Genomic DNA, 23,962 nt, shown 5'->3' with positions numbered 1-23,962 from the left:
AACTATAATGAGCACTTTTATAAACGATAACTTTTTATTAGAAAATAAATTCGCAGAAGAATTATACCATAATTATTCTAAAAACCAACCGATTATTGATTACCATAATCACTTAAGCCCTCAGTTTATTGCTGAAGATAAAATTTTCAACAACATTACTGATGTTTGGATTAAGGGTGATCACTACAAATGGCGCGCCATGCGTACTTTAGGGATCAATGAACAATTTGTTACTGGTAATGGTTCTGATAAAGATAAATTTTTAAACTGGGCAAAAACAGTTCCTTATACAATGCGTAACCCATTGTATCACTGGACTCACCTGGAGTTAGCTCGTTATTTTGGTATTACTGATTTATTAAACGAGAAATCGGCTGAAAGAATTTACGAAGAAACTTCTGCAAAAGTAAATTCAGCGGAATACAGCACAAGAAACTTGTTGCGTAAAGTAAATGCTGAATTAGTATGTACTACTGAAGATCCAATTGATAGTTTAGATTTTCACGCTCAATTATTGAAAAGTGATTTTAAAACAACGGTAAGTACTGCTTTTAGACCTGACAAAGCGATTTTAATTGCAAATGATGGTTATAACGAATACCTTGATGTTTTAGCACAAAAAGCATCTACTGAAATCAATACTTATGCTGATTTACGTGCCGCTTTAAGAAATAGAATTGAGTATTTTAATGCAAATGGTTGCCAACTTTGTGACCACGGATTAGACCAAATTTATTTCGAAAACTATACTGAAAACGAAGTAAGTGCTATTTTCAAAAAGAAAAGAGAAAATCAAGTGATCAGTAATGAAGAAGCGTTGAAATTCCAAAGTGCTATTTTAGTATTCTTATGTGAAACGTATCATGAATTTGGATGGGTACAACAATTTCACTTAGGAGCTTTGAGAAATAATAATGCTCGTATGCACCGTGTTTTAGGACCTGATACAGGATGGGATTCTATTGGAGATTATCCACAGGCTCAAAAATTATCAGCTTTCTTAAATGCTTTGGACAGTAAAGATAAATTGACTAAAACTATTATTTATAACTTGAATCCAGCGGATAACGAAGTGATGGCTACCATGATTGGTAACTTTAACGACGGAAGTGTTAGAGGAAAAGTACAATTTGGTTCAGGATGGTGGTTCTTAGATCAAAAAGACGGAATGACAAAACAATTGAATGCGCTTTCTAACATGAGTTTGATTAGCTGTTTTGTGGGTATGTTGACTGATTCAAGAAGTTTCTTGTCTTTTCCAAGACACGAATATTTCAGACGTATCCTTTGTAACCTTTTGGGTGATGAAATCAAAAGAGGTGAATTACCAGCTTCTGAAATGGAATGGATTGGAAAAATGGTATCCGATATTAGCTATGGTAACGCTAAGGAATATTTTAAATTTCCAGTAAAAGGTTAAGAAAATAATTAAGTATAATTTATAAAAATTTTTCACTTGAAATCGCCATGATTCAATTATCAAAAATATAAATGAAGAATGGCGATGACATATTCCTTGAAAAAAAACATTAACTACATATGAAAAAAGTAGTCACTTTTGGAGAAATTCTACTGCGTTTATCAACAGAAAGGCATTTGAGATTTGCTCAGGCCGATTCGTATAAAGCAACCTATGGAGGGGGAGAATTTAATGTTGCTGTTTCGCTTGTAAATTACGGGATGAAGGCAGAATTTGTTACTAAAATACCTGATAATGAATTAGGTAATTGTGCTATTCACGAAATGCGCAAACTGGATGTAGATTGTAAAAATGTAATGAAAGGTGGCGATCGTTTGGGGATTTATTTTCTTGAAACAGGAACTAGTACTCGTGCCAGTAATGTAATTTATGATAGAGCAAACAGTTCAATGTCTACTTTGAAAAAAGGAGAATTTGACTGGAAAGAAATATTAAAAGATGCAACCTGGTTTCATTGGAGCGGAATTACTCCTGCACTTTCTGAAACGGCTGCCGAAGCTTGTTTGGAAGCTATAAAAGTGGCTCACGAATTAGGTTTGACTATTTCTACTGATTTAAACTACCGTTCCAAATTGTGGAATTATGGCAAACAACCTAAAGACGTTATGCCAGAAATGTTGAAATACAGTAACATTATATTAGGCGATATTGATACGGCTAATTTTATGTTAGGTTTAGATAAAGTAGATCCTGATTATCAAAAACCGGAAACTTTACCAGCTGTTTACGATACTGTTTTCAAATTGTGTCCTGAATTGAAATTTATGGCAACTACTTTGCGCTATTCAGTAAGTGCTTCTCATCAGCGTATTGGAGGAATCCTTTATGATGGAAAAGAAATATTCAAAGCTGCTGTTCAGGACGTAACTCCTGTGGTGGATAGAGTAGGTAGTGGAGATGCTTTCATGGGCGGTTTGATCTACGGATTGAACGAAGAACCTTTGGATAAAGAAAGAGCATTAAACTTTGCAGTGGCTGCTTGTTGTTTAAAACACACGATTTTCGGAGATTATAATTTAATTACTAAAAATGAAATTGAAAAATTACTTGACGGTGATTTTACAGGTAAAGTTTCAAGATAAAAAAAGATAAAATGGCTCAATTTACACGTATAGAAGTTGCTATTGCAATGAAAGAAACAGGGATGATTCCATTGTTTTTTAACAAAGATATTGAAGTAAGTAAAAATGTTTTGAAAGCTTGTTATGATGGAGGAGCTCGTTTGATGGAGTTTACTGCCAGAGGAGATTTCGCTCATGAAGTTTTTGCTGAATTAACAAAATACGCTATCAAAGAATTACCAGGAATGATAATGGGAGTAGGATCTGTAACTGATGCTGCAGCTGCTTCATTGTATATGCAAATAGGAGCTAATTTTATTGTAACTCCTGTGTTTAGAGAAGATATTGCTATTGCTTGTAATCGTAGAAAAGTATTATGGTCTCCAGGTTGTGGTACATTGTCAGAGATTGCCAGAGCCGAAGAATTAGGTTGCGAAATTGTAAAATTGTTCCCGGGAGAAATCTACGGACCACAATTTATCAAAGGAATCAAAGGACCATGTCCTTGGACAAGCATTATGCCTACAGGAGGAGTTTCTACTGAAAGAGAAAACTTGAAATCTTGGTTTGATGCAGGTGTAACTTGTGTTGGAATTGGTTCTCAATTAATCTCAGCAGCAGTTTTAGAGAGCAAAGACTACGCTGGATTAACTCAAAAAGTAAAAGATACTTTAGCAATTATTAGCGATTTACGCAAAAAATAAAAATTAGTACAATAGATTTAGTTCAATACAATGGAAAAATTAAATAGAAAAAATAGAGGTTTAGAGCAATTAAATCCAATTAAAGTAGTACAATTTGGTGAAGGTAACTTTTTAAGAGCTTTCGTTGATTACGCTTTTCAAAGATTAAATAATGAAGTAGATTTCAATGCCGGAATTGCAGTTGTTCAGCCATTAGCAGGTGGTATGGTAGACATGATTAATGATCAGGATGGTCTTTATACATTGTTTATGAACGGAATTAAAAAAGGTGAAAAAATACAAGATATTCAGTTAATTTCTAATATTGTAAAAGCTATAAACCCTTATAGTAATTTTGCTGATTATTTAGCATTAGCTAAAGAAGAAGAACTTCAGTTTATTGTTTCAAATACTACAGAAGCAGGAATTGAATTTGTTAATACTGATACTCCGGATATGCAGCCACCAGCTTCATTCCCTGCAAAGTTGACTGTTTTATTATACGAAAGATTCAAACATTTTAATGGAGATGCTGCTAAAGGATTGACTATCATTCCTTGTGAATTGATTGATTATAATTCAGAGGCACTTAAAAAATGTATTTTGCAATATGTTGATTTATGGAAATTAGAGGATGCATTCAAAACTTGGGTATCTGATGCTTGTACGTATCACAGTACTTTGGTTGACAGAATCGTTCCTGGATATCCAAGAGCTGAAATTGAAGACTACAATAATAAATTAGATTATCAGGATAATTTAATTGTTGCGGCTGAGCCATTCTTCCTTTGGGCAATTGAAGGCGGGGATGATTTAAAAGCAAAATTACCATTTCATAAAACAGATTTGAATGTAAAAATTGTTGATGATATTCGTCCATTCAAAATGATTAAAGTTCGTATTTTGAACGGAGCTCATACTGCGATGGTTCCTGTTTCACTTTTATATGGTAACAAATTGGTTATGGAAACCGTTAATGGTGGTTTTACTGGACCGTTTGTAGATAATGTTATCAGTGAAATTAGCGAAACACTTCCTATGGATAAAAACGAAATCACTGCCTATGCTGAAGAAGTAATGGATCGTTTTAAAAATCCATTTATCAAGCATGCATTGGCTGATATTGCTTTAAATTCAATCTCAAAATTCAAAGTAAGAGTTTTACCAAGTTTATTGGGATATTATAATGCTACTAAACAACTTCCTACTAGCTTAACTTTTTCATTAGCTTGTTTAATCCAATTCTACAAAGGAACCTGGAATAACGAAGCTTTACCTGTAAAAGATACTCCGGAATTAGTTGAAGAATTCAAAAAAGCATGGGAATTAAAAGATTTAGATGCTGTTGTGGCTAGCGTTTTAAGTAATACAGCATTTTGGGACGAAGATTTAACAAAAGTTGATGGATTAGCACAAACTTTAGTGCTTGCTTTAAATGAAATTGAAGCCAATGGTATAGAACAAGGTTATATCAATTTCTCTCAAAAAAAATAAAAGACAAAAAACAAAAAACCAAGTAATTAAAATGCAAAAGAAATTAATAAAAGTAGATCCTTCTGATAATGTAGCTGTAGCTTTAGTAAACCTAGTTGCTGGAGAAACTATTGCATTTGAAGGAGAAGACGTTTTAGTATTATCAGATACTAAGATGAAGCATAAAATTGCGATGAAAGATTTTGAATCTGGAGACAAAATTTATATGTATGGTGTAATCGTAGGGAAAGCAAACCAAAAAATTGCAAAAGGAGATGTTATTACTACTCTTAATGTAAAACACGAAAGTGCTAAAGTTACTGGTAAAACAGAAACTATTGGTTGGGATGTTCCTAACGTTGACAAATGGAAAGATAAAACTTTTAACGGATACCACCGTGCAGACGGTCAGGTAGGTACTGAAAACGTATGGTTGTTTTTTCCTTTAGTTTTTTGTGAAAACAGAAATATCGAAATCTTGAAAGATATTTTCGAAAAGGAATTAATGAAGCCAAAAGAAAACGATTACCAATTGTTGTTGCGTTCATTAGTGAAATCAGAAACTGGAGGTGCTGGTAACGAAGCGGCTTCAAATGATGCTGAATTATTCAATAATATCGAAGTAAAATTCATCACGCACCAAGGTGGTTGTGGAGGAATTCGTCAGGATGCACATAGTTTAGCAAAATTATTGGCTGGATATGTAAATAATCCTAACGTAGCTGGAGCAACGGTGTTGAGTTTAGGTTGTCAAAACTTACAAATCTCAATTTTTCAGGATGCTTTAAAAGCTATTAATCCTGATAACCAAAAACCAGTTTTAATTTACGACCAACAGTCTATTGGAACTATCGAGGCTATGTTGAGTAGTGTGGTTAAAGATTCTTTCGAAGCGATTAAAAAAGCAAATGAAATTAAGAGAACTCCAGCTCCATTATCTAAATTAAGAATTGGTTTAGAGTGTGGTGGTTCAGATGGATTCTCAGGAATTTCTGCAAACCCAACATTAGGGGTGTTGTCTGATAAATTAGTGGCTTTAGGAGGAACTACTATTCTTTCTGAATTCCCTGAATTATGTGGTGTTGAGCAGGAATTAGTTAACCGTTGTGTGGATGATAAAGACGGAGAACGTTTCTTAGAGTTAATGCAATGGTATGAGAAAACTGTTGTTGATGCAGGTTCAGGATTTGATATGAATCCTTCTCCGGGTAACATTAAAGACGGTTTGATTACGGATGCTATGAAATCAGCAGGTGCTTCTAAAAAAGGTGGAACTTCACCAATTGTAGGGGTTTATGATTATGGAGAGTATATCAACGAACCAGGATTTACATTACTATGTACTCCAGGAAATGACGTAGAATGTACTACTGCAATGGTAGGTTCAGGAGCAAATATGGTATTGTTTACAACAGGTTTAGGAACTCCAACAGGAAATCCAATTGCTCCGGTAGTAAAAGTATCATCTAATACGCAATTGGCAGAAAAAATGTCTGATATTATCGATTTTAATACTGGTGGAATTATTACAGGTGAAAAATCGATTGAAGAAACAGCTGATGAAATGTTAGAATATATTATTAAAGTAGCTAGTGGTGAAATTAAGACTAAGGCTGCGATTTTAAATCAAAATGACTTCATTCCTTGGAAAAGAGGAGTATCGCTATAAAGATTGTTTTTAGATTTTGTTTTTAGTTAAAAAGGGAGGTGTTTTTTTAAACACTTCCCTTTTTTTATTTTATTCTTGTCGATGATTGTCTGATGTGCAGTTTAGGCATTAATACTACTGTTTTTCCTGTTTTAGTATTGTCTACATTGTTTATTTTGTCTAAAAATACCTGAGCAGTCATTTTTCCCATTTCTAATGGCGCCTGATCCACACTCGAAATTGATAGTTCCATAAATTTGGTAAAAGGTTCATTGCCAAAACCAAAAACGCAAAAGTCTTCAGGTATTTTAATGTTATGTTCTTTTAGTTTTTGAATGGCACCTAAAGCAGCAAAATCACTAGTAGAAAAAATAGCATTTGGCGGGTTTTCTAACGCTAATAATTTTTCAACAGCATCTCTTCCTTCAACCACATTACTCTTTATAGGAATAATATAATCTTCGTTTATTGCGATATTATTGTCAAGCAAGGCTTGTTGATAACCTCTAAACCGGTCTTCATATATCTCTAAAGTACGATCTCCGGAGAAGTAGGCAATTTTGTCACAACCTTGTTCGAGAAGGTGTTGCGTAATTTCATAAGATGCCTGATAGTCATCAATGGTTACTGAACTTACATTATCCATTTCTTTTTTTCTGTCAAAAAAGATTAGAGGAATATTTTTTTGCGTTACGCGTTGCAGATAATGATCGTTTTCTTTAGGAAGATTAGATATAGACATTAAAATACCATCAACCTGAGCGTTTAATAAAGTATTGATGTTTTCAATTTCTCTATTCTTGTCTTCATGTGTCTGGCAAATAATAACATGGTAACCTTCTGGATGTAAGGCTTCTTCAATACCTCTAATTACTGATGCGAAAAAATTAGTGTTAATTCGGGGTACAATAACGCCAACATTATTGCTTTTTCCGCTTCTTAATGCTAGTGCTAGTCTGTTTTGCTTATAGTTCATTTTATTAGCTGTTTCAAGAACTAATTTTCGTGTACTATGGCTTATTTTTGGGTTGTTGTTTAATGCTCTTGAGACAGTTGCTGCAGTGATATTTAGCTCCTTGGCAATGTCATAAATCGTTGTTTTTTCACTCATTATAATAGTCTATCTCGGTAAAAATAATATTTTTTTTTCTATAATCGTTTGTTTGTGTTTCATATAAATTTGAATTTGAAATCAAAAGAAATTTTTAAGCTTGTTTTTACAGTTAATAGTTGTTTTTCATAGTATTTTTCTATTAACTAAAATAAAACATCTTTTTTTTGTGTAAATCTATTTTTTTTTTATCCAAATATATAGTTTTTTATAAAAAATAGCTATAGATTTGTGTAATCGATTGCATCAATTTACGCTTTTGTTTCGGAATGAAATTTGTGTTAGTCGATTGTTTTTATTCAAAATTTACACTTCTTTAATTTTTTAATCGATGAAAAATAAATTTTACGGATCACTTTTGTGTTTTTCTACAGCTTTAGTGTCGGCTCTTTTCTTCAATTGTGCTGCTCAAAAAAGTGCTGATGTTTTAACTGATCCATGGAAAGTAAAACAAGAAATAGAAAGAGCAGTAGTGGTTCCAACTTTTAAAAATAAAGCATATAGTATTGTTGATTTTGGAGCAAAAAGTGGAGGACAGCATAATAATTCTGAAGCTTTTAAAAGAGCAATTGAAACTTGTACAAAAAACGGAGGCGGAAAAGTTGTTGTTCCATCAGGTAAATTTTTAACAGGACCTATTCATTTAGATAATAATGTAAATCTTCATTTAGAAGAGGGTGCTGAGATTTTATTTAGCACTAAATCTTCTGATTATCCATTAGTGCTTACTTCTTTTGAAGGAACCGAATTGATGAATCATTCTCCATTAATCTACGCTTACAATAAAAAAAATATCGCCGTTACGGGTAAAGGAATTTTAAACGGTCAAGCCGATAACGAAAACTGGTGGTACTGGTGTGGTGCAAAACAATACGGATGGTCTGAAGGAAAAGGAAATCAGAATGATCCTCAAAATCGTGTTCGTTTAGTAGAATCAGGGGAACAAAATGTACCAGTTGAGCAAAGAATTTATGGAGAAGGTTCTTATTTGAGACCGAGTTTTGTAGAGTTTTTTAGCTGTACTGATGCCTTGATTAAAGATGTAAAGATTATAAACGCTCCGTTTTGGGTTATTCATCCAATGAAATCCACTAATGTAACAGTTGATGGTGTTACTGTAGAAAGTCATGGTCCTAATAATGACGGATGTGATCCAGAATACTCTAAAAATGTGATTATTAAAAATTGTACTTTTAATACAGGTGACGATTGTATTGCAATTAAAGCAGGTAAAGATGGTGATGGAAGACGAGTAGCTATGAAAAGCGAAAACATAATTGTACAAGATTGTATGATGCTTGACGGTCACGGTGGTGTAGTTATGGGAAGTGAAATGACTGGAGGGATAAAAAATGTTTTTGTCGAAAATTGCAAAATGGACAGTCCTAATTTAGATAGAGCCATTCGAATAAAATCAAATTCTAGAAGAGGTGGTATTGTTGAAAATGTTTTTGTTCGAAACATTGAAGTAGGACAAGTAAAAGAAGCTGTTTTAAGGATCAATATGTTTTATAATGTTTACGGAAATCAAACAGGAAATTTTATTCCTCAAGTAAAGAATGTGATTTTAGAAAACGTAAAAGTTAAAAATGGTGGAAAATTTGGCGTTTTGGCTAAAGGATACAAAGAATTACCAATTGAAAACGTATTATTAAAAAATGTAACAATTGATAAAGTAGGTGAAGCATATTCGATAGAAAATGTAACTAATATTCAATTTGTTGAGACTTATATCAATGGAAAAAAAGCAGAAAGCCCTAAATAAGAATTAGAGTTTTTATAAAATTATCAATCAGAAGTTTAAAAAAAGAAATATATATAATCAATTTAAAAATATAACATGATGAAAGCAAGTCAATTTATTTTCACTTTTATTTTAGCAGGAACTTTGGTTTTTACAAGCTGTAAATCACAATCAACTGCATCTTCAACTAAAAAAGAATTAACATCGTCAAACTTGAAATGGTCTGAAAAGATGGCGTTGACATTAATGAAACGCCATCCAAAAGCTTTTCAAATTGATGATAGAACTACAGCAAAATGGGATTATGTTCACGGTTTAGTAGCGAGTTCTATTGAGGAACTTTACAAAAAAACAGCTGACGAAAGATATTACGAATATGTAAAAGGATACGCCGATGCTTTAATTGACGAAAATGGTAAAATTGCTACTTATGATATGGATAAATACAATATCGATATGGTGGTAGCAGCTAATATTTTGTTCAGTATCTATGATAAAACAAAAGAGAAAAAATATTTAACGGCTATGCAAACCATCAGAAAACAATTAGATGGACAGCCGAGAACAGCAAGTGGAGGATTCTGGCATAAAAAAATCTATCCAAATCAAATGTGGTTAGATGGCTTGTACATGGGACAACCTTTCTACACTGAATATACGGTTAAGTTTGAAAATGGAAAAAATCTTGATGATGTAGCCAAACAATTTGAATTGCTTGAGAAAAACGATAAAGATCCTAAAACAGGATTATTGTACCATGCTTGGGACGAAAGTAAAATGATGCCTTGGGCTGATAAAGTAACTGGAAAATCACCTAATTTCTGGTCTCGTGCTTTAGGTTGGTATGCAATGGCATTAGTTGATGTTTTGGATAATTTTCCAAAAGAACATCCAAAACAAAAAGAGTTAGTAGGTTACTTGAACGAGTTGGCTGTAGCCTTAGAAAAAGTTCAAGACAAAAAAACAGGATTGTGGTATCAGGTAACTGATATGGGCGATAGAGAAGGAAATTATCTTGAAGCTTCAGGTTCTTCTATGTTTGCTTATGCTTTAGCAAAAGGAGTAAACAAAGGCTATTTGCCAGCTAAATTTAAAAAAGTAGCTAATCATGCTTTTGATGGTTTAACTACTCAATTAATCAAGACTGATGCTGATGGTGGAATTACATTGACTCAATGTTGCCAGGTAGCAGGTTTAGGTGGGAATCCATATAGAGATGGTTCTTATGAGTATTATGTAAATGAGAAAAAGAAAGACAATGATCCTAAAGCAACAGGGCCATTTATCTTAGCGGCTATCGAATTAAACAGATAATTTCAAACCATAAAGATTAAAAGTTCACCATTAAGAAATTAAGAAAATTTAGACTTAATGTCTCTTAATTTCTTGATGGTTTTGTTAAATCTAAAATGAGATTTCTCAAGCCAATTTATGCTTATGTGGGCTTGTGTTTAAAGTTAAATTTGTAAATTAAACGAATTCAGGTCAAAACTTATATGACTTATATGGTTTAAAAAATCACATTATTAATGTATTAATTTTCTTCTATGAAGTTTATAAATAATGCAGTTGCAATAGGATTAGTTATGCTTTCGAGCCAACTAACTGTTGCACAAAAAACAAATGAATATTCTAAAGTTTGGGTGGCTGATAATGGCGATGGAACTTATAAAAATCCCATTTTGCATGCTGATTATTCTGATCCGGATGCGATTAGAGTGGGGGACGATTATTACATGACTTCTTCTTCTTTTAATTGTGTTCCTGGTTTGCCTATTTTGCATTCTAAGGATATGGTCAATTGGGAATTGGTAAATTATGCGCTTCAAAAACAACCTCCTTTTGATGTTTTTGATATCCCGCAACACGGAAACGGAGTTTGGGCTCCTTGTATTCGTTATCATAATAAGGAGTTTTATATTTATTATCCAGATCCGGATTACGGAATTTATATGGTAAAAACTAAGGATCCAAAAGGACTTTGGTCTGAGCCAATATTAGTAAAAGCAGGAGTAGGACTTATTGATCCAGCACCTTTATGGGATGATGATGGTAAGGCTTATTTAGGATTCGCTTTTGCAGGAAGTCGTGCTGGTGCCAAAAGTTTATTGGCTGTTTGTTCAATGAATCCAGAAGGAACAGTCGCTAATGACGATGCAGTTATGGTTCTTGACGGACATCTTGATGAAGCTACCGTTGAAGGGCCGAAGTTTTACAAGCGAAATGGCTATTATTACATTTTTGCTCCAGCAGGTGGTGTTCCTACTGGTTGGCAAACGGTTTTACGTTCTAAAAATGTTTTTGGTCCTTATGAAAAACGAAAAGTTATAGATCAGGGAAATACGCCTATTAATGGACCTCATCAGGGAGCCTGGGTACAAACTCAAACGGGCGAAGATTGGTTTTTTCATTTTCAGGATAAAGGGGCTTATGGACGAATTGTGCATTTGCAACCGATGAAATGGATTAACGATTGGCCTGTTATTGGAATTGATAATGACAAAGACGGAAAAGGAGAGCCCGTTTTGACTTATAAAAAACCGAATGTTGGAAAAACTTATCCAATAATGACACCTCCAGATTCAGATGAATTTAATTCTCCTAAATTAGGATTGCAATGGCAATGGCATGCTAATTATCAAGTGTATTGGGGAATGCCGACATCAATGGGACATTACACCATGTTCTGTCGTCCAATGCCTGAAAAAGCAATCAATTTATTTGATGTACCCAATATTTTAGCACAGAAATTTCCAGCTAACGAATTTACGGCTACCGCCAAAATGACTTTTAATGCGCGTTTTGACGGAGAAAGCGTTGGTTTAGTTGTTCTTGGTTTGGATTACAGTATGCTAAAAGTAAAACAAGAAAAAGGAGAATTATTTATCTCTCAGGTAAATTGTAAAAATGCCGATAAAAAAGGCGTTGAAACGGAAAGTAAAGCAGTAAAACTAGCAAGCAATTCTTTTTACCTACAAGTGAAAGTAAAAGACGGCGGAATATGCAGTTTCTTTTATAGTTTAGACGGTGAGAAATTCCAACCATTAGGCGAAGATTTCAAATCTCGTGAAGGAAAATGGATTGGTGCTAAACTTGGATTTACAGCGCTTAGAGAAGGGAAAATTAATGATGCTGGAAGTGTAAATATCGATTGGTTTCGATTTAATAAATAAGAAATTATGAATACTTTTTGTAAAGTTATACTAGCACTTTTTGTCTCATTTACTACAGGAATTAGTGTTGATGCACAAGTTCTTGATAAATCATGGAAGAGTATTACCGAAATGGATAGTAATGACCAATGGTTTGCATCTTCAGAAGCAAAAGCTGTTGCAGAAAATGTGTTGTTGTACCAACGTAATATTGGTGGATGGCCAAAAAATATTCAGATGCAAAAACCACTTTCTGATACTCAAAAGAAAGAATTGTTAGGATTGAAAAATACAGCAGAAGGCAGTACTACGGATAATAATGCGACTTCTCAGGAAATGCTTTTTCTTTCTAAAATTTACAAGCAACAGCCTGACGAAAGCTATAAAAAAGCCTTTCTGTTAGGATTGGATTATTTATTAAAAGCGCAATATGGTAATGGTGGATGGCCGCAATTTTATCCTTTGAAAAAAGGATATTATACACATATTACGTATAATGATGATTCGATGGTACGAATTCTGGAAATTATAATAGAACTTAAGAATAAAACAGGATATTATTCGATTCAGCCATCGGAAGAAATTATTGAAAAATGCAAAATTGCTTTTGATAAAGGAATTGATTGTATCATAAAAACCCAATACAAACAAAACGGCGTGTTGACAGCCTGGTGTGCACAGCACGATGAAAATACTTTTTTGCCAGCCAAAGCTCGTGCGTATGAGTTACCCTCTTTAAGTGGTAAAGAATCAGCTAAAATTGTTTTGTTGTTAATGTCGATTGAGAATCCTTCGAAAGAAGTAATTACTGCGGTTGATGCTGCGGTTACGTGGTTTGAAAAAGTAAAAATTACAGGATTAAGAGAGGAACGCATTGTAAAAAACGGTAAAATAGTCGATAAAAAAATGATTCCAGATGCTAATGCGCTTCCGCTTTGGGCTCGTTTTATGGAATTGGACGACAATAAACCTTTCTTTTCAGACAGAGACGGAGTCAAAAAATATTCCTTATCTGAAATTGGAGACGAAAGAAGAAATGGTTATGCCTGGTACACCAATGAACCTAAAGAAGTATTGAAAAAATACGATAAGTGGAAAAAAAAACTTTCAACTGAATCAAATTCCATCCAAAAAAAAGTAACTAAAGCACCTAAAGACGACTATAACATTATAGTAGCCTTAGATGGCAGCGGAGACTATACGAGTATTCAGGATGCCATATACAATTCGCCTTCTTTTCCGTACAAGCGTGTTTTTATTACGGTAAAAAACGGAATTTATTATGAAAAAGTGCGTGTTCCAGAGTGGAATACTAAAATTTCACTAATTGGTGAAAGCAAAGAAAAAACCATCATTAGTTATGATGATTATTTTGGAAAAATCAATTTAGGTCGAAATAGTACGTTTATGACGCCAACAGTTTCGGTTGAAGCCAATGATTTTGTAGCATCTAATTTGACTATTCAAAATACTGCTGGTCCTGTAGGGCAAGCTGTCGCTTTGTCTGTAGTTGCCAATAGAGTGGTGGTCTCTAATTGTATAATTTCAGGAAATCAGGATACTTTGTACACTTCGGGTGAAGGATTTAAACAGTATTTTAAAGATTGTTTTATTGAAGGAACGGTTGATTTTATTTTTGGAAATACAACTGCTGTATTTGATAATTGTACGATTCATGCTAAAAGCGATTCTTATTTGACTGCAGCTTCAACAACGGAAGGTGCAAAATATGGTTTTGTTTTTATGAATTGCAAATTGACTGCAAATGAAAAAGCAACTCAAGTTTATCTGGGACGACCTTGGCGTATTCATGCAAAAACAGTTTTTTTGAATTGCGAAATGGGAAAACACATTCGAAAAGAAGGTTGGAACAATTGGTCAAAAGCAGATGCTGAGAAAGCTTCTTTTTATGCAGAATACAATTGCTATGGATCAGGATTTCAGCCAGAAAACAGAGTAGCTTGGTCATACCAATTGAAAAAATCAGAAGCGAAAAACTATACTTTAGAGAAAATTTTAGGAGAATCAAATTCGAAGGTAAATTTGAATTGGTATTCCGATTTTAAATAAAACATTTTTATGAAAATTAAATTATTTCTTTTTTTATTAATTGCTAGCAGTTGTTTTGCCCAAAAAACGACAGTTTATACGATTGGCGATTCTACAATGGCAAATAAATCCAATCCAACTGAAAATCCAGAACACGGATGGGCACAGGTTTTACAACAATTTTTTGATAATAATGTGGTAGTTGATAATAGAGCGCAAAATGGTCGTAGCACCCGTAGTTTTATCAATGAAAAACGCTGGGATTCGGTTTTAGAAACGCTTAAAAAAGGCGATTATGTTTTTATCCAATTTGGACATAATGATCAAAAAGAAAATAAACCAAGTGTGTACACGAATCCGCGTACGGCTTATCGCCAAAATTTAATCCGATTTGTGCAAGAAACCAGAGCTAAAGGAGCAACTCCAATTTTGTTCTCTTCTATTGTTAGACGAAATTTCAACGAAAAAGGTACTTTGGTGGATACACACGGACTTTATCCGTTGGAAACTCGATTAGTTGCTACAGATTATAAAGTGCCATTTATTGATTTACAATATTTAACGGAATTGTTAGAAGAGTCTTATGGTGTGGAAGGTTCTAAAAAATTGCATTTGCATTTTAATGCAGGTGAAAATTCTTTTTACAAAACCGAAAAACATGACGACACTCATTTGTCATTATTAGGCGCTACTGAAATTGCTAAATTGGCTATAGCCGAATTGAAAAAAACGGATTTAGACTTGAAAAAATACATTAAATAATAATTACCATGAAAAACAATTTTTTTTATTTCGTCCTGTTGTTGTGTTTCAATGTTTTATGTTCGCAAACTAAAATTGTGGATAAAACGGTTGAAATAGAAAGAATTGTCAATCGTATTCAGTTGCCTGTTTTTCCAAAGTATAAGGTTACGGTGACTCAATTTGGAGCCAAAGGTGATTCGGTTACCAATTGTAAATCGGCTTTTGACAAGGCTATGAAAGCCTGTGGTAAAAAGAAAGGAGGGACTATTGTAGTTCCTAAAGGAGTTTATACTATTAATGGGCCGATTCATTTTGTTAGTAATGTGAATTTGCATCTGGAAGCAGGAGCAAAAATACGTTTTGGTTCTAATCCTGATGATTATCCATTGGTTTTAACCAGTTGGGAAGGAACGATGTTGTACAATTACAGTCCGCTGATTTATGCAAATAATGTCGAAAATGTGGCTATAACCGGAACAGGTACCATTGATGGTGAGGCTAAAAATACCTGGATAAAATGGAAACCGCTTGAAGAAAAAGACAAGCTTTTAAGCCGGGAAATGAATCATAATAATGTTCCGTTAAAAGATCGTGTTTTTGGTAAAGGTCATTTTTTAAGACCGCAAATGATTCAGTTTTTAAATTCTAAAAACATTTTAATGGAAGGCGTTACTATTGAAGATTCTCCATTTTGGTGTGTGCATTTATTAAAATCGAAAAGTATTACCCTTCGAGGGTTAAAATATGACGCTCATAATAACAATAACGACGGAATTGATCCTGAATATTCGAGCGATATTTTAATAGAGAATATTCAGTTTAATAATGGCGATGATAATGTGGCTATTAAAGCCGGACGCGATGATGAAGGTCGTGCGAATTCCAATAATCCATCGGAGAATATTGTTATTCGAAATTGTGAATTCAAAGGATTGCACGCTGTCGTTATTGGTAGCGAAATGTCAGCTGGTGTTCGTAATGTTTTTGTTGACAATTGTAAAGCAAGTGGTTATTTAAAAAGAGGAATTTATATCAAAACCAATTCGGATAGAGGTGGTTATGTAAAGGATTTATATTTTTCAAATATTGCTCTGGGTCAGGTAGAAGATTGTATCTACATGACTGCTAATTACCATGGAGAAGGAGGTGGTTTATATCCTTCAAAAATTTCAGATATTTCTATTTCGAATGTGAGTTGTGAGTCGGCTTCCAATGCAGCCATTGTTATTGAAGGTTTTCCAGAAAAGAAAGTTGAAAATATAGTTTTGGATAAAATCACTGTAAAATCAGCTAAAAACGGAATGACTTTAACCAATACTCAAAATGTGAGTATAAACGAAATTGTAATTGGAGATAAAATTGGTGTGCCCAGTTCAGTAAAATAATTTTAAGGTTTCTTGAAAAATTAATCTCTAAATAGAAAAAATAATAGTGTAGTTAGAGCACTTGTGTTTTCGAATTCTCTTAAAAAAGCATACGCTCTCTTCATCTGTGTTTTTACGGTATTGATGGAAATATTATACATTTCTGCAATTTCGGCATAACTGTGTCCTTCTACTATGTGCGACATGAAAATTTCTCTTCTCGCTTGAGGAATTCTATCAACTAAAGTAAGTATTTTAGGTTGTGTAGTTTCTTCTGTTTTTTCAAAAACAGCTTGTTCTTCAAAATTTGGAATGACCTTTTTATTGTTTTCTAAACTGATTGTTTTATTTTTTTCTAAATGTTGAAGACTTAAATTCTTTACTGCTCTTGCAGCATAGGCTTTAAATGAAATTGTAAAGTTTATCGCGTCTTCTTTTTCCCATAAGTAAATAAAAAAATCCTGAACAAGATCTTTTGCCACATCTTTATCCTTAGTTATGTTAAAAGAAACTAAAGATAAAAAGGCAAAATGGTCTTTATATAAACCTTCAAATATTTTTAAATCTTTGTGGTTTGACATTTTAAAATAGGATTATTGCTTTTGTAATGGATTACATTGCGTCAAATATAAAATAAAAAGTTAGTTTTTTTTCATTATCTGTAAAAATAATAAAAAATAATTAATAATGTTGTCACCCTAAAACAATATTTTCCTAACATAACTTTAACATACAAATATTTATATGAAATCAAATCCAAATTTGGTTAATATCCTAAAGGAAATAGTAAGTAATGGAAGTATTGATGCTTCCAAAATAAACTTGTTGTCTCAAGAAGAGCAAGAGCTGATTAAAGAACTTCAGAATAATGGCTTACTTGAAGAGGCATTGTTATATATCGAATCAATGGATGCTGAAAAAAACTGGGAAGAATTAAAAGAAAAAATAGCTGCAAACAAAAAGACGGTTGTGGTTAATTGGAAAAATCTTTTTCAATATGCTGCAATTTTTGTGGGCCTGCTAAGTCTGGTGTATGTTTTTCAATATAAAACAGATACACAAACTAAAACGATAATTCCTGATGATGCGATTCAGTTGGTTTTAGAAAATGGAGACATACAGGTTTTAAGTCCTAATGGCGAAAAACAAATTATAAAAAAAGATGGAGGAGTAGTTGCTTCTCAAAAAGAAAATAAAATTAGTTACAGTTCGTCTAATTCGATGAATAAATTAGTTTACAACGAAATCAAAATTCCTTATGGAAAAACATTTGAAATTACATTGTCTGACGGTACAGAAGTAAATATGAATGCAGGTTCGTCTTTAAAATATCCTGTTCAATTTATAAAAGGACACAATAGAGAAGTTGTTTTAGAAGGAGAAGCTTTTTTTAGTGTTACTAAAGACAAAGCACATCCTTTTATAGTTAAAACAAGAGGAGTGAATGTAAAAGTTTTAGGGACAAAGTTCAACCTGAGTTCGTACAAAGAAGAAGCTGATATTAATACAGTATTGGTGGAAGGATCAGTTAGTTTGTCGAATGTTGGAGTGCCAAATAACAACACTATGCTTGTTCCAGGTGAAAAAGGAACTTGGAATAATCAAAAAGCAGCAATAGCGGTTAAAAAAGTAGATACCCGAATCTATACCGAATGGATGACAGGGGAGCTGGTTTTTAGAAAAGCAGCTTTTAAGGATATTATCATCAGACTAGAACGCTCTTATAATGTTACAATTGAGAATACTAAAAAAGAGCTTTTAGATAAAAAGTTCAATGCCAGTTTTAATAAAAATATAGAAAGCATTGAAGAAGTATTAACAGCAATGAGTAAAATTCAAGATTTCACTTTCAAGAGAGAGGGAAAGCTGATAAAAATAAACTAACTAATTTACTAACTAACAAAAAAAGCTAATTTATGAAATGAGAGTGTAATTTTTTTTTAAAGAAAGAAATATATGAAAAAAAATCGGAAAATAGGACCAGTATTTCCCGATTTAGTAATGTGTTTCAAACGAAGTGTAGAAATCAAATCATTTAAAAAAACAACCAAAATTATGAAAAAAATAATTAAAGGGAGATGGCTTAGTCCGTATTTGCCTAAAATTAGTCTAAAAATGAAACTAACCACGCTATTATTGATATTGTCTTTGGTGAGAATCCAAGCCAGTACTTATTCGCAAAATACAAAGTTGACATTAAATGTGAACAATACTACTATAGAACAGTTATTCAATAAAATTGAATCGGTTTCAGAGTATCGATTTTTATTTGAGAGCAGCTTGATTGATTTAGACAGAAAAGTTTCTGTGAATGTTGAGAAAAAGAAAATTGCTGAAATTTTAGAAAAAATATTCAAAGGAACTGATGTTGTTTATAGTATAAATGATCGCCAAATATTATTAGTAAAAAAGAAAGAGCAAGCAACACCTTTAGTAACAAATACAGTTGCGAAAATAGTTGCTGATCAGGATATTCAAGTTTCAGGAACAGTAAAAGATGCTCAAGGAATGCCAATTCCAGGAGTAAATATTGTTGAAAAAGGGACTAAAAATGGAATTCAAACTGACTTTGATGGAAAATTCTCGATACGCGTAAGTGGACCTAATAGTGAATTGATTTTTTCATTTATAGGTTATGAAACTTTATCAAAAGTAGTAGGACAAAATAAAACCTTGAATATTGTTTTAATGGATGAAAGTTCAACATTAAACGAAGTAGTGGTAATTGGTTATGGAACGGCTAAAAGGGGAGATTTGACAGGTTCTGTTGCTTCGATTGGAGGAGAAGATTTGAAAAAAACCAATATGATTAATGTTGCTGAGAGTTTAACTGGACGTATAGCAGGGGTTCAGGTAACTTCTTCTGAGGGGTCTCCAGATGCAGCGATTAATATTAGAATTAGAGGAGGAGGTTCATTAACACAAGATGCTTCTCCATTGATTATTGTAGATGGTTTTCCTATAGCTAGTCTAAATGATATTGCTCCTTCAGATATAGAAAGTATTACTGTATTAAAAGACGCTTCCTCTACCGCAATTTATGGTTCTAGAGGAGCTAATGGAGTTATTCTTGTAACCACTAAAAAGGGAAAAGACGGTAAAATGTCGGTGTCATTTAATTCTTTTTATGGATTAAAAAAGGTTGCTAACACTATTGATATTTTAAATCCAGAGGAATATGTTAGATTGCAATATGAGTATGTGAATCGCTTTGAAGAGGATGATACTTCTTATCAGCAATATTTTGGGCAATGGTCAGATCGTGATCTTTATGCAGGAATGAAAGGAAATAATTGGCAAAAACAAGTTTATGGTCGTTTGGGAGAAGTTAGAAGCCGTGATTTAGGTATTCGTGGTGGAACTGAAAAGATGAATTTCAATTTCAATTATGCTCATATTGATGAAAAAACCATTATGATTGGATCAGATTATAAAAGAAATAATTTATCTATGGCTTTAAAAAGTAAAGCTACAGATAAAATAGATTTGTCTTTCACAGTGCGTTATTCTGATACTGAAATCAAAGGTGGAGGGACAAATGAGCAAAACGCGAAATCTGTTTCGGCCGATGCGCGTTTGCGTAATAGTGTGGCTTATGCACCAATTCCTTTAGAAGGTTTAACTTCAGATAATACAGACGAGGCAGATGCCAGTTTTTTAGTGCATCCTTTTGTTGCTGCAGATGATAATGATCGTCTTCAGTTAAGAAAAAACTTTAATGTTTTGGGAGGTATATCTTATAAAATATTGCCAGGACTACAATTAGGTTCTGACTTAGGTTTAGATAATTTTTATAATCAAGATTACCGTTTTTATGGACGTTCTACTTTTTATGTTAGAAATCAGGTAGCAGCAGAAAATCAAGGACAACCAGCCTTGGCGTTATCTGATAGAAAGAATGTTACATTTAGAATTGCTAATACAGCTAATTATGATTTCAAAAAAGTATTAGGAGAAAATCATAGCTTAAAATTACTTGCAGGTCAAGAATTAATTAGAACTAATAGTACCCAATTAACTAGTGAAATACACGCCTTCCCTTTGTTTTTTAATTTTGAAAGTGCAAAAAATCTTTCTTCTCAAGGGGATGCTCAGTTTACACAAACTACTTATGCTCCAGAAGATAAATTATTGTCGTTTTTTGGTCGTTTAAATTACGATTATAAAAACCGTTATTTATTTACAGCAACTTACCGTGCTGATGGCTCTAGTAAGTTTTTAGGAAATAATCGTTGGGGTTATTTTCCTTCAGCTGCTTTGGCTTGGAAACTTTCAGAAGAAGAATTCTTAAAAAATGCTTCATGGTTAAAATTATTGAAACTAAGAGCCAGTTATGGTCAGGCTGGAAATAACAATATTCCTGTTGGACAAACCAGTTTATTGTTTAATCCTAATGTTACAACATGGGTTGAGGGAGTTTCAAGTTTTTGGGCTCCATCAAAAACAATGCCTAATCCAGACTTAAAATGGGAAACCACTATAACTCAAAATTTCGGTTTAGATTACGAGTTGTTTAATGGTAAAGTTAGCGGTAGTGTAGAAGCGTATAAAAATATTACCAGAGATTTGTTGATTAATTTTATTGTTCCAGGCAGTGGTTATGATACCCAGTTTAGAAATATGGGAGAGACTCAAAATACGGGTATTGAGGCTTCATTAAATCTTAATATTATTAACAAACCTAATTATGGTTTGAGTCTTTCTATGAACTTTGGTATGAATAAAAACCGCATCAATTCATTAGGGGTTATGGAAGATTTTTTTGAATCAACAAACTGGGCTTCTACAGCATTTGCCAATGATTTTGCAGTAAGAGTTGGACAACCTTTAGGGATAATGAATGGATATAAAAGCGATGGACGTTATGAGGTGTCTGATTTTGACTATAATGGTACAAGTTATACATTGAAAGAAGGTGTCACTAATACTACACTTCTAGGTACACTTGCTCCAGGAGTAATGAAATTAAAAGATATTAATGGCGATGGTGTTGTTGATGCAAATGATTTAACAATAATAGGTAATGCTAATCCTAAACATACGGGAGGTTTTGTGTTAAATGCTAATGCCTATGGTTTTGATTTATCAGCGGCTTTCAACTATAGTTTTGGGAACGATGTTTACAATGCTAATAAAATCGAGTATAGTACAGCAACTGAAAATACGCAGTATAGAAATTTAAGTTCTTTGATGGCCTCTGATAACCGATGGACTAATTTGAATGCTGCAGGAGAATTTGTTACTGATCCAGCCGAATTAGAAGCTTTGAATGCTAATACTACTTTATGGTCTCCATTCATGAGAAATTATGTATTTAGTGACTGGGCAGTAGAGGATGGTTCTTTCTTGCGTTTGAATACCCTTTCTTTAGGTTACACCTTACCAGCTGATGCACTTTCTAAATATGGAATTGCTAAATTAAGATTTTATGCTACTGCCAATAACGTATTTATTATTACAAAATATTCAGGTTTAGATCCAGAGGTTTCTACAATTAGAAGAAGTCCTCTTACACCAGGAGTGGATTTTGCACCATTCCCTAGAAGCAGACAAGTTTCTTTAGGTTTAAATCTTAATTTTTAATTTTTTAAAAAGATGAAAAAAATACTTTTATATATATCAATAATTACAATTGGAATTTTAAGTTCGTGTAATTCAGAGGAATTTTTAGATGCTCCAGCAAAATCAACTTTAGATGAGTCGGTTATCTTTTCTAATGCGGGTTTGGCTAAAGGAGCGGTAGATGGAATTAAAGTTCCATTTGGAGAAACTAATTCCTATCGAGGACGTTTTTTGCCATGGTATGGTTTGAATACAGATGTTGAATGGTTTAATACTTCTCAAACAATAAGTGCAAATACAGAATTGTGTAATTATAATACAAAATGGGATAATACCAATATGAATACTACTAACAATGCTTGGGCAATGATGTATTCAGGTATTGAACGTGCTAATATTTGTATCCGTGGTATCCGTACCTATGGTAGTCCACAGCCAGGTAACGAATTGGGTTATCTGTTAGGAGAATCTTTAGCATTAAGAGCTGTTTATTATGCTGATTTATTAAAAGCCTGGGGCGATATTCCTGCTCGTTTTGAACCTATTACTTCAGAAACTATTTATATTCCTAAATCAAGCCGTGACGTGATTTATAAACAAATAATTCAGGATTTAGGCGAAGCAGCTGATTTAGTGCCTTGGCCTAATGCAACTGCGGCTACTTCTAATGTTCACCGAATCAATAAGGCTTTTGTAAAAGCATTGAGAGCGCGTTTGGCAATGGCAGCTAGTGGATTGCAACAATATCCTGATGGAATAAGAAGAAGTAATGATGCCGATCTTTCCGTTGATAAAATGTACAAACTGGCTTTAGATGAATGTAGAGATGTTATCAATAGTGGTACTGCACGTTTAGAGCCGTCTTTTGAAAATTTATGGAAAAAATACAATCAAGAAGATGTAACTGCTGGAGGCGAATCATTATGGCAAATTCCTTTTGCTGATGGTCGTGGCCGTATGTTGTTTACTTTTGCGGTTCGCCATAATAGTATTGATCAGTTCCAAGCAAATGGTAATAACAGAGGAGGAGCAGCAGGTCCATTACCTTTTGTGTTCTATGATTACAATCAGGCAGATACTCGAAGAGATGTAACCTGCGTGCCTTATAAATACGGTACAGCGGTTAATGGTGTTTCAAAACAGGAATTGAATGATTTAGATACTTGGTATTTTGGAAAATACCGTTACGAGTGGATGTCTCGTTATGTTACTTCAACAAATGACGATGGAGTAGATAAATTGTACATGCGTTATGCTGAGGTAATTTTAATAGCTGCCGAAGCGGCTAATGAATTAGAAGGACCTTCAGCTGCCGCTCCATATTTAAAAGAAATTAGAAGAAGAGCCTTTCCTGCTGCATCTCATGCAACTATGGTGGATACTTATGTAAACGCTTTAACCTCTAAGGAAGCAATGTTTAATGCCATTGTAGACGAGCATAAATTTGAGTTTACAGGTGAAATGGAGCGTAAACAAGCCTTAATTCGTTGGAATTTATTAAAAACAAAATTAGATGAAGCTAAAATTAAAATGACAAATCTGCAGGCTCGCACAGGAGAATATGCTGATGTACCTTCCAATTTATATTTTAAAACTGCTGCTGATAATGTTTCGTTGGATATTTACGGATTAAATCGGGGAGAAACTACTAATCCAGGAGTCGATTATACTGAAAAAACTTGGGTTAAGTTAGAGCCACTTAAAATTAGTACACTTTATGATGCTAGTATCAATCCAGACGAAAAACAATTTTGGCCTATTTGGCAAGTCTTTATTACGGGTAGTAACAATCAACTAAGAAATGATTACGGATACGGAAATATAAATTAAAAATATTTTGTAGCTAAAATTTTATCTGATTTAGATTCTTTCAATCATTCTTGATAAGATT

16 protein-coding genes are annotated in these 23,962 nt (G+C 33.3%); 14 read left to right on the top strand and 2 right to left on the bottom strand.

Going from position 1 to position 23,962, the window contains the following annotated elements; translation table 11 throughout:
• Positions 1-7 precede the first annotated feature (7 nt).
• From uxaC to AAGV33_RS07975, 5 genes are all read left to right on the top strand, one after another.
• On the top strand, positions 8-1,420 hold the full coding sequence (uxaC, locus tag AAGV33_RS07995; RefSeq protein ID WP_373391444.1) for a glucuronate isomerase: 1,413 nt from the start codon (positions 8-10) through the stop codon (positions 1,418-1,420).
• 119 nt (positions 1,421-1,539) lie between these two features.
• The gene (locus AAGV33_RS07990; protein WP_373391443.1) at positions 1,540-2,562 is read left to right on the top strand and encodes a PfkB family carbohydrate kinase; all 1,023 of its coding nucleotides are present in this window, start codon (positions 1,540-1,542) and stop codon (positions 2,560-2,562) included.
• Between the two features lie 11 nt (positions 2,563-2,573).
• Positions 2,574-3,245 carry a bifunctional 4-hydroxy-2-oxoglutarate aldolase/2-dehydro-3-deoxy-phosphogluconate aldolase gene (locus AAGV33_RS07985; protein WP_373391442.1) on the top strand — a complete coding sequence of 224 codons (672 nt, stop codon included), beginning with the start codon at positions 2,574-2,576 and terminating at the stop codon, positions 3,243-3,245.
• Between the two features lie 30 nt (positions 3,246-3,275).
• Positions 3,276-4,718, top strand: a complete 1,443-nt coding sequence (locus AAGV33_RS07980; RefSeq protein WP_373391441.1) for a tagaturonate reductase — start codon at positions 3,276-3,278, stop codon at positions 4,716-4,718.
• Positions 4,719-4,749: 31 nt separating this feature from the next.
• Positions 4,750-6,366 (top strand): UxaA family hydrolase, encoded by a 1,617-nt coding sequence (locus tag AAGV33_RS07975; protein WP_373391440.1) that lies wholly within the window; start codon positions 4,750-4,752, stop codon positions 6,364-6,366.
• A gap of 64 nt (positions 6,367-6,430) precedes the next feature.
• Here AAGV33_RS07975 and AAGV33_RS07970 read toward each other — a convergent pair whose 3' ends face one another.
• The gene (locus AAGV33_RS07970; protein WP_373391439.1) at positions 6,431-7,456 is read right to left on the bottom strand and encodes a LacI family DNA-binding transcriptional regulator; all 1,026 of its coding nucleotides are present in this window, start codon (positions 7,454-7,456) and stop codon (positions 6,431-6,433) included.
• A gap of 331 nt (positions 7,457-7,787) precedes the next feature.
• Between AAGV33_RS07970 and AAGV33_RS07965 the strand changes: the two genes are divergently transcribed.
• The 6 genes from AAGV33_RS07965 (at position 7,788) to AAGV33_RS07940 (ending at position 16,530) form a co-directional block, all read left to right on the top strand.
• Positions 7,788-9,221: a glycoside hydrolase family 28 protein gene (locus tag AAGV33_RS07965; protein ID WP_373391438.1), complete on the top strand. Its 1,434-nt coding sequence runs from the start codon at positions 7,788-7,790 to the stop codon at positions 9,219-9,221.
• A 78-nt stretch (positions 9,222-9,299) separates the two neighbouring features.
• Positions 9,300-10,514, top strand: coding sequence for a glycoside hydrolase family 88/105 protein (locus tag AAGV33_RS07960; protein ID WP_373391491.1), 1,215 nt, complete (start codon positions 9,300-9,302; stop codon positions 10,512-10,514).
• Between the two features lie 233 nt (positions 10,515-10,747).
• Positions 10,748-12,373: a glycoside hydrolase family 43 protein gene (locus tag AAGV33_RS07955; RefSeq protein WP_373391437.1), complete on the top strand. Its 1,626-nt coding sequence runs from the start codon at positions 10,748-10,750 to the stop codon at positions 12,371-12,373.
• Between the two features lie 6 nt (positions 12,374-12,379).
• Entirely contained in the window at positions 12,380-14,422 is a 2,043-nt protein-coding gene (gene pelA, locus AAGV33_RS07950; RefSeq protein WP_373391436.1) for a pectate lyase, read from the top strand.
• A 9-nt stretch (positions 14,423-14,431) separates the two neighbouring features.
• Positions 14,432-15,163 carry a rhamnogalacturonan acetylesterase gene (locus AAGV33_RS07945; RefSeq protein WP_373391435.1) on the top strand — a complete coding sequence of 244 codons (732 nt, stop codon included), beginning with the start codon at positions 14,432-14,434 and terminating at the stop codon, positions 15,161-15,163.
• 8 nt (positions 15,164-15,171) lie between these two features.
• Positions 15,172-16,530: a glycoside hydrolase family 28 protein gene (locus tag AAGV33_RS07940; RefSeq protein WP_373391434.1), complete on the top strand. Its 1,359-nt coding sequence runs from the start codon at positions 15,172-15,174 to the stop codon at positions 16,528-16,530.
• Between the two features lie 20 nt (positions 16,531-16,550).
• Here the strand turns inward: AAGV33_RS07940 and AAGV33_RS07935 are convergent, their stop codons facing one another.
• Positions 16,551-17,090, bottom strand: a complete 540-nt coding sequence (locus AAGV33_RS07935) for an RNA polymerase sigma factor (RefSeq protein WP_373391433.1) — start codon at positions 17,088-17,090, stop codon at positions 16,551-16,553.
• 163 nt (positions 17,091-17,253) lie between these two features.
• Here AAGV33_RS07935 and AAGV33_RS07930 point away from each other — a divergent pair, with 163 nt between their 5' ends.
• The 3 genes from AAGV33_RS07930 (at position 17,254) to AAGV33_RS07920 (ending at position 23,901) form a co-directional block, all read left to right on the top strand.
• A complete protein-coding gene (locus tag AAGV33_RS07930) occupies positions 17,254-18,393 on the top strand; it encodes a FecR family protein (RefSeq protein WP_373391432.1) in 1,140 nt (379 codons plus the stop codon).
• A 171-nt stretch (positions 18,394-18,564) separates the two neighbouring features.
• Complete coding sequence (locus tag AAGV33_RS07925; protein WP_373391431.1) at positions 18,565-22,092, top strand: TonB-dependent receptor; 3,528 nt, start codon at positions 18,565-18,567, stop codon at positions 22,090-22,092.
• Between the two features lie 12 nt (positions 22,093-22,104).
• Positions 22,105-23,901, top strand: coding sequence for a RagB/SusD family nutrient uptake outer membrane protein (locus tag AAGV33_RS07920; protein ID WP_373391430.1), 1,797 nt, complete (start codon positions 22,105-22,107; stop codon positions 23,899-23,901).
• Positions 23,902-23,962 lie beyond the last annotated feature (61 nt).

Source organism: Flavobacterium magnesitis (assembly GCF_041729735.1).
In the GTDB taxonomy this organism is placed as follows: Bacteria; Bacteroidota; Bacteroidia; order Flavobacteriales; family Flavobacteriaceae; genus Flavobacterium; species Flavobacterium magnesitis.
The sequence above is the reverse complement of the archived record's forward strand: the minus strand, read 5'-3'. Positions and strand labels throughout refer to the sequence as shown.

Coding starts and splice junctions, on each gene's coding strand:
- AAGV33_RS07935 (WP_373391433.1), bottom strand. CDS start 17,090: ATGTCAAACCACAAAGATTTAAAAATATTTGAAGGTTTATATAAAGAC.
- AAGV33_RS07940 (WP_373391434.1), top strand. CDS start 15,172: ATGAAAAACAATTTTTTTTATTTCGTCCTGTTGTTGTGTTTCAATGTT.
- AAGV33_RS07930 (WP_373391432.1), top strand. CDS start 17,254: ATGAAATCAAATCCAAATTTGGTTAATATCCTAAAGGAAATAGTAAGT.
- AAGV33_RS07975 (WP_373391440.1), top strand. CDS start 4,750: ATGCAAAAGAAATTAATAAAAGTAGATCCTTCTGATAATGTAGCTGTA.
- AAGV33_RS07970 (WP_373391439.1), bottom strand. CDS start 7,456: ATGAGTGAAAAAACAACGATTTATGACATTGCCAAGGAGCTAAATATC.
- AAGV33_RS07920 (WP_373391430.1), top strand. CDS start 22,105: ATGAAAAAAATACTTTTATATATATCAATAATTACAATTGGAATTTTA.
- AAGV33_RS07965 (WP_373391438.1), top strand. CDS start 7,788: ATGAAAAATAAATTTTACGGATCACTTTTGTGTTTTTCTACAGCTTTA.
- AAGV33_RS07955 (WP_373391437.1), top strand. CDS start 10,748: ATGAAGTTTATAAATAATGCAGTTGCAATAGGATTAGTTATGCTTTCG.
- AAGV33_RS07980 (WP_373391441.1), top strand. CDS start 3,276: ATGGAAAAATTAAATAGAAAAAATAGAGGTTTAGAGCAATTAAATCCA.
- AAGV33_RS07990 (WP_373391443.1), top strand. CDS start 1,540: ATGAAAAAAGTAGTCACTTTTGGAGAAATTCTACTGCGTTTATCAACA.
- AAGV33_RS07960 (WP_373391491.1), top strand. CDS start 9,300: ATGAAAGCAAGTCAATTTATTTTCACTTTTATTTTAGCAGGAACTTTG.
- AAGV33_RS07945 (WP_373391435.1), top strand. CDS start 14,432: ATGAAAATTAAATTATTTCTTTTTTTATTAATTGCTAGCAGTTGTTTT.
- AAGV33_RS07925 (WP_373391431.1), top strand. CDS start 18,565: ATGAAAAAAATAATTAAAGGGAGATGGCTTAGTCCGTATTTGCCTAAA.
- AAGV33_RS07985 (WP_373391442.1), top strand. CDS start 2,574: ATGGCTCAATTTACACGTATAGAAGTTGCTATTGCAATGAAAGAAACA.
- pelA (WP_373391436.1), top strand. CDS start 12,380: ATGAATACTTTTTGTAAAGTTATACTAGCACTTTTTGTCTCATTTACT.
- uxaC (WP_373391444.1), top strand. CDS start 8: ATGAGCACTTTTATAAACGATAACTTTTTATTAGAAAATAAATTCGCA.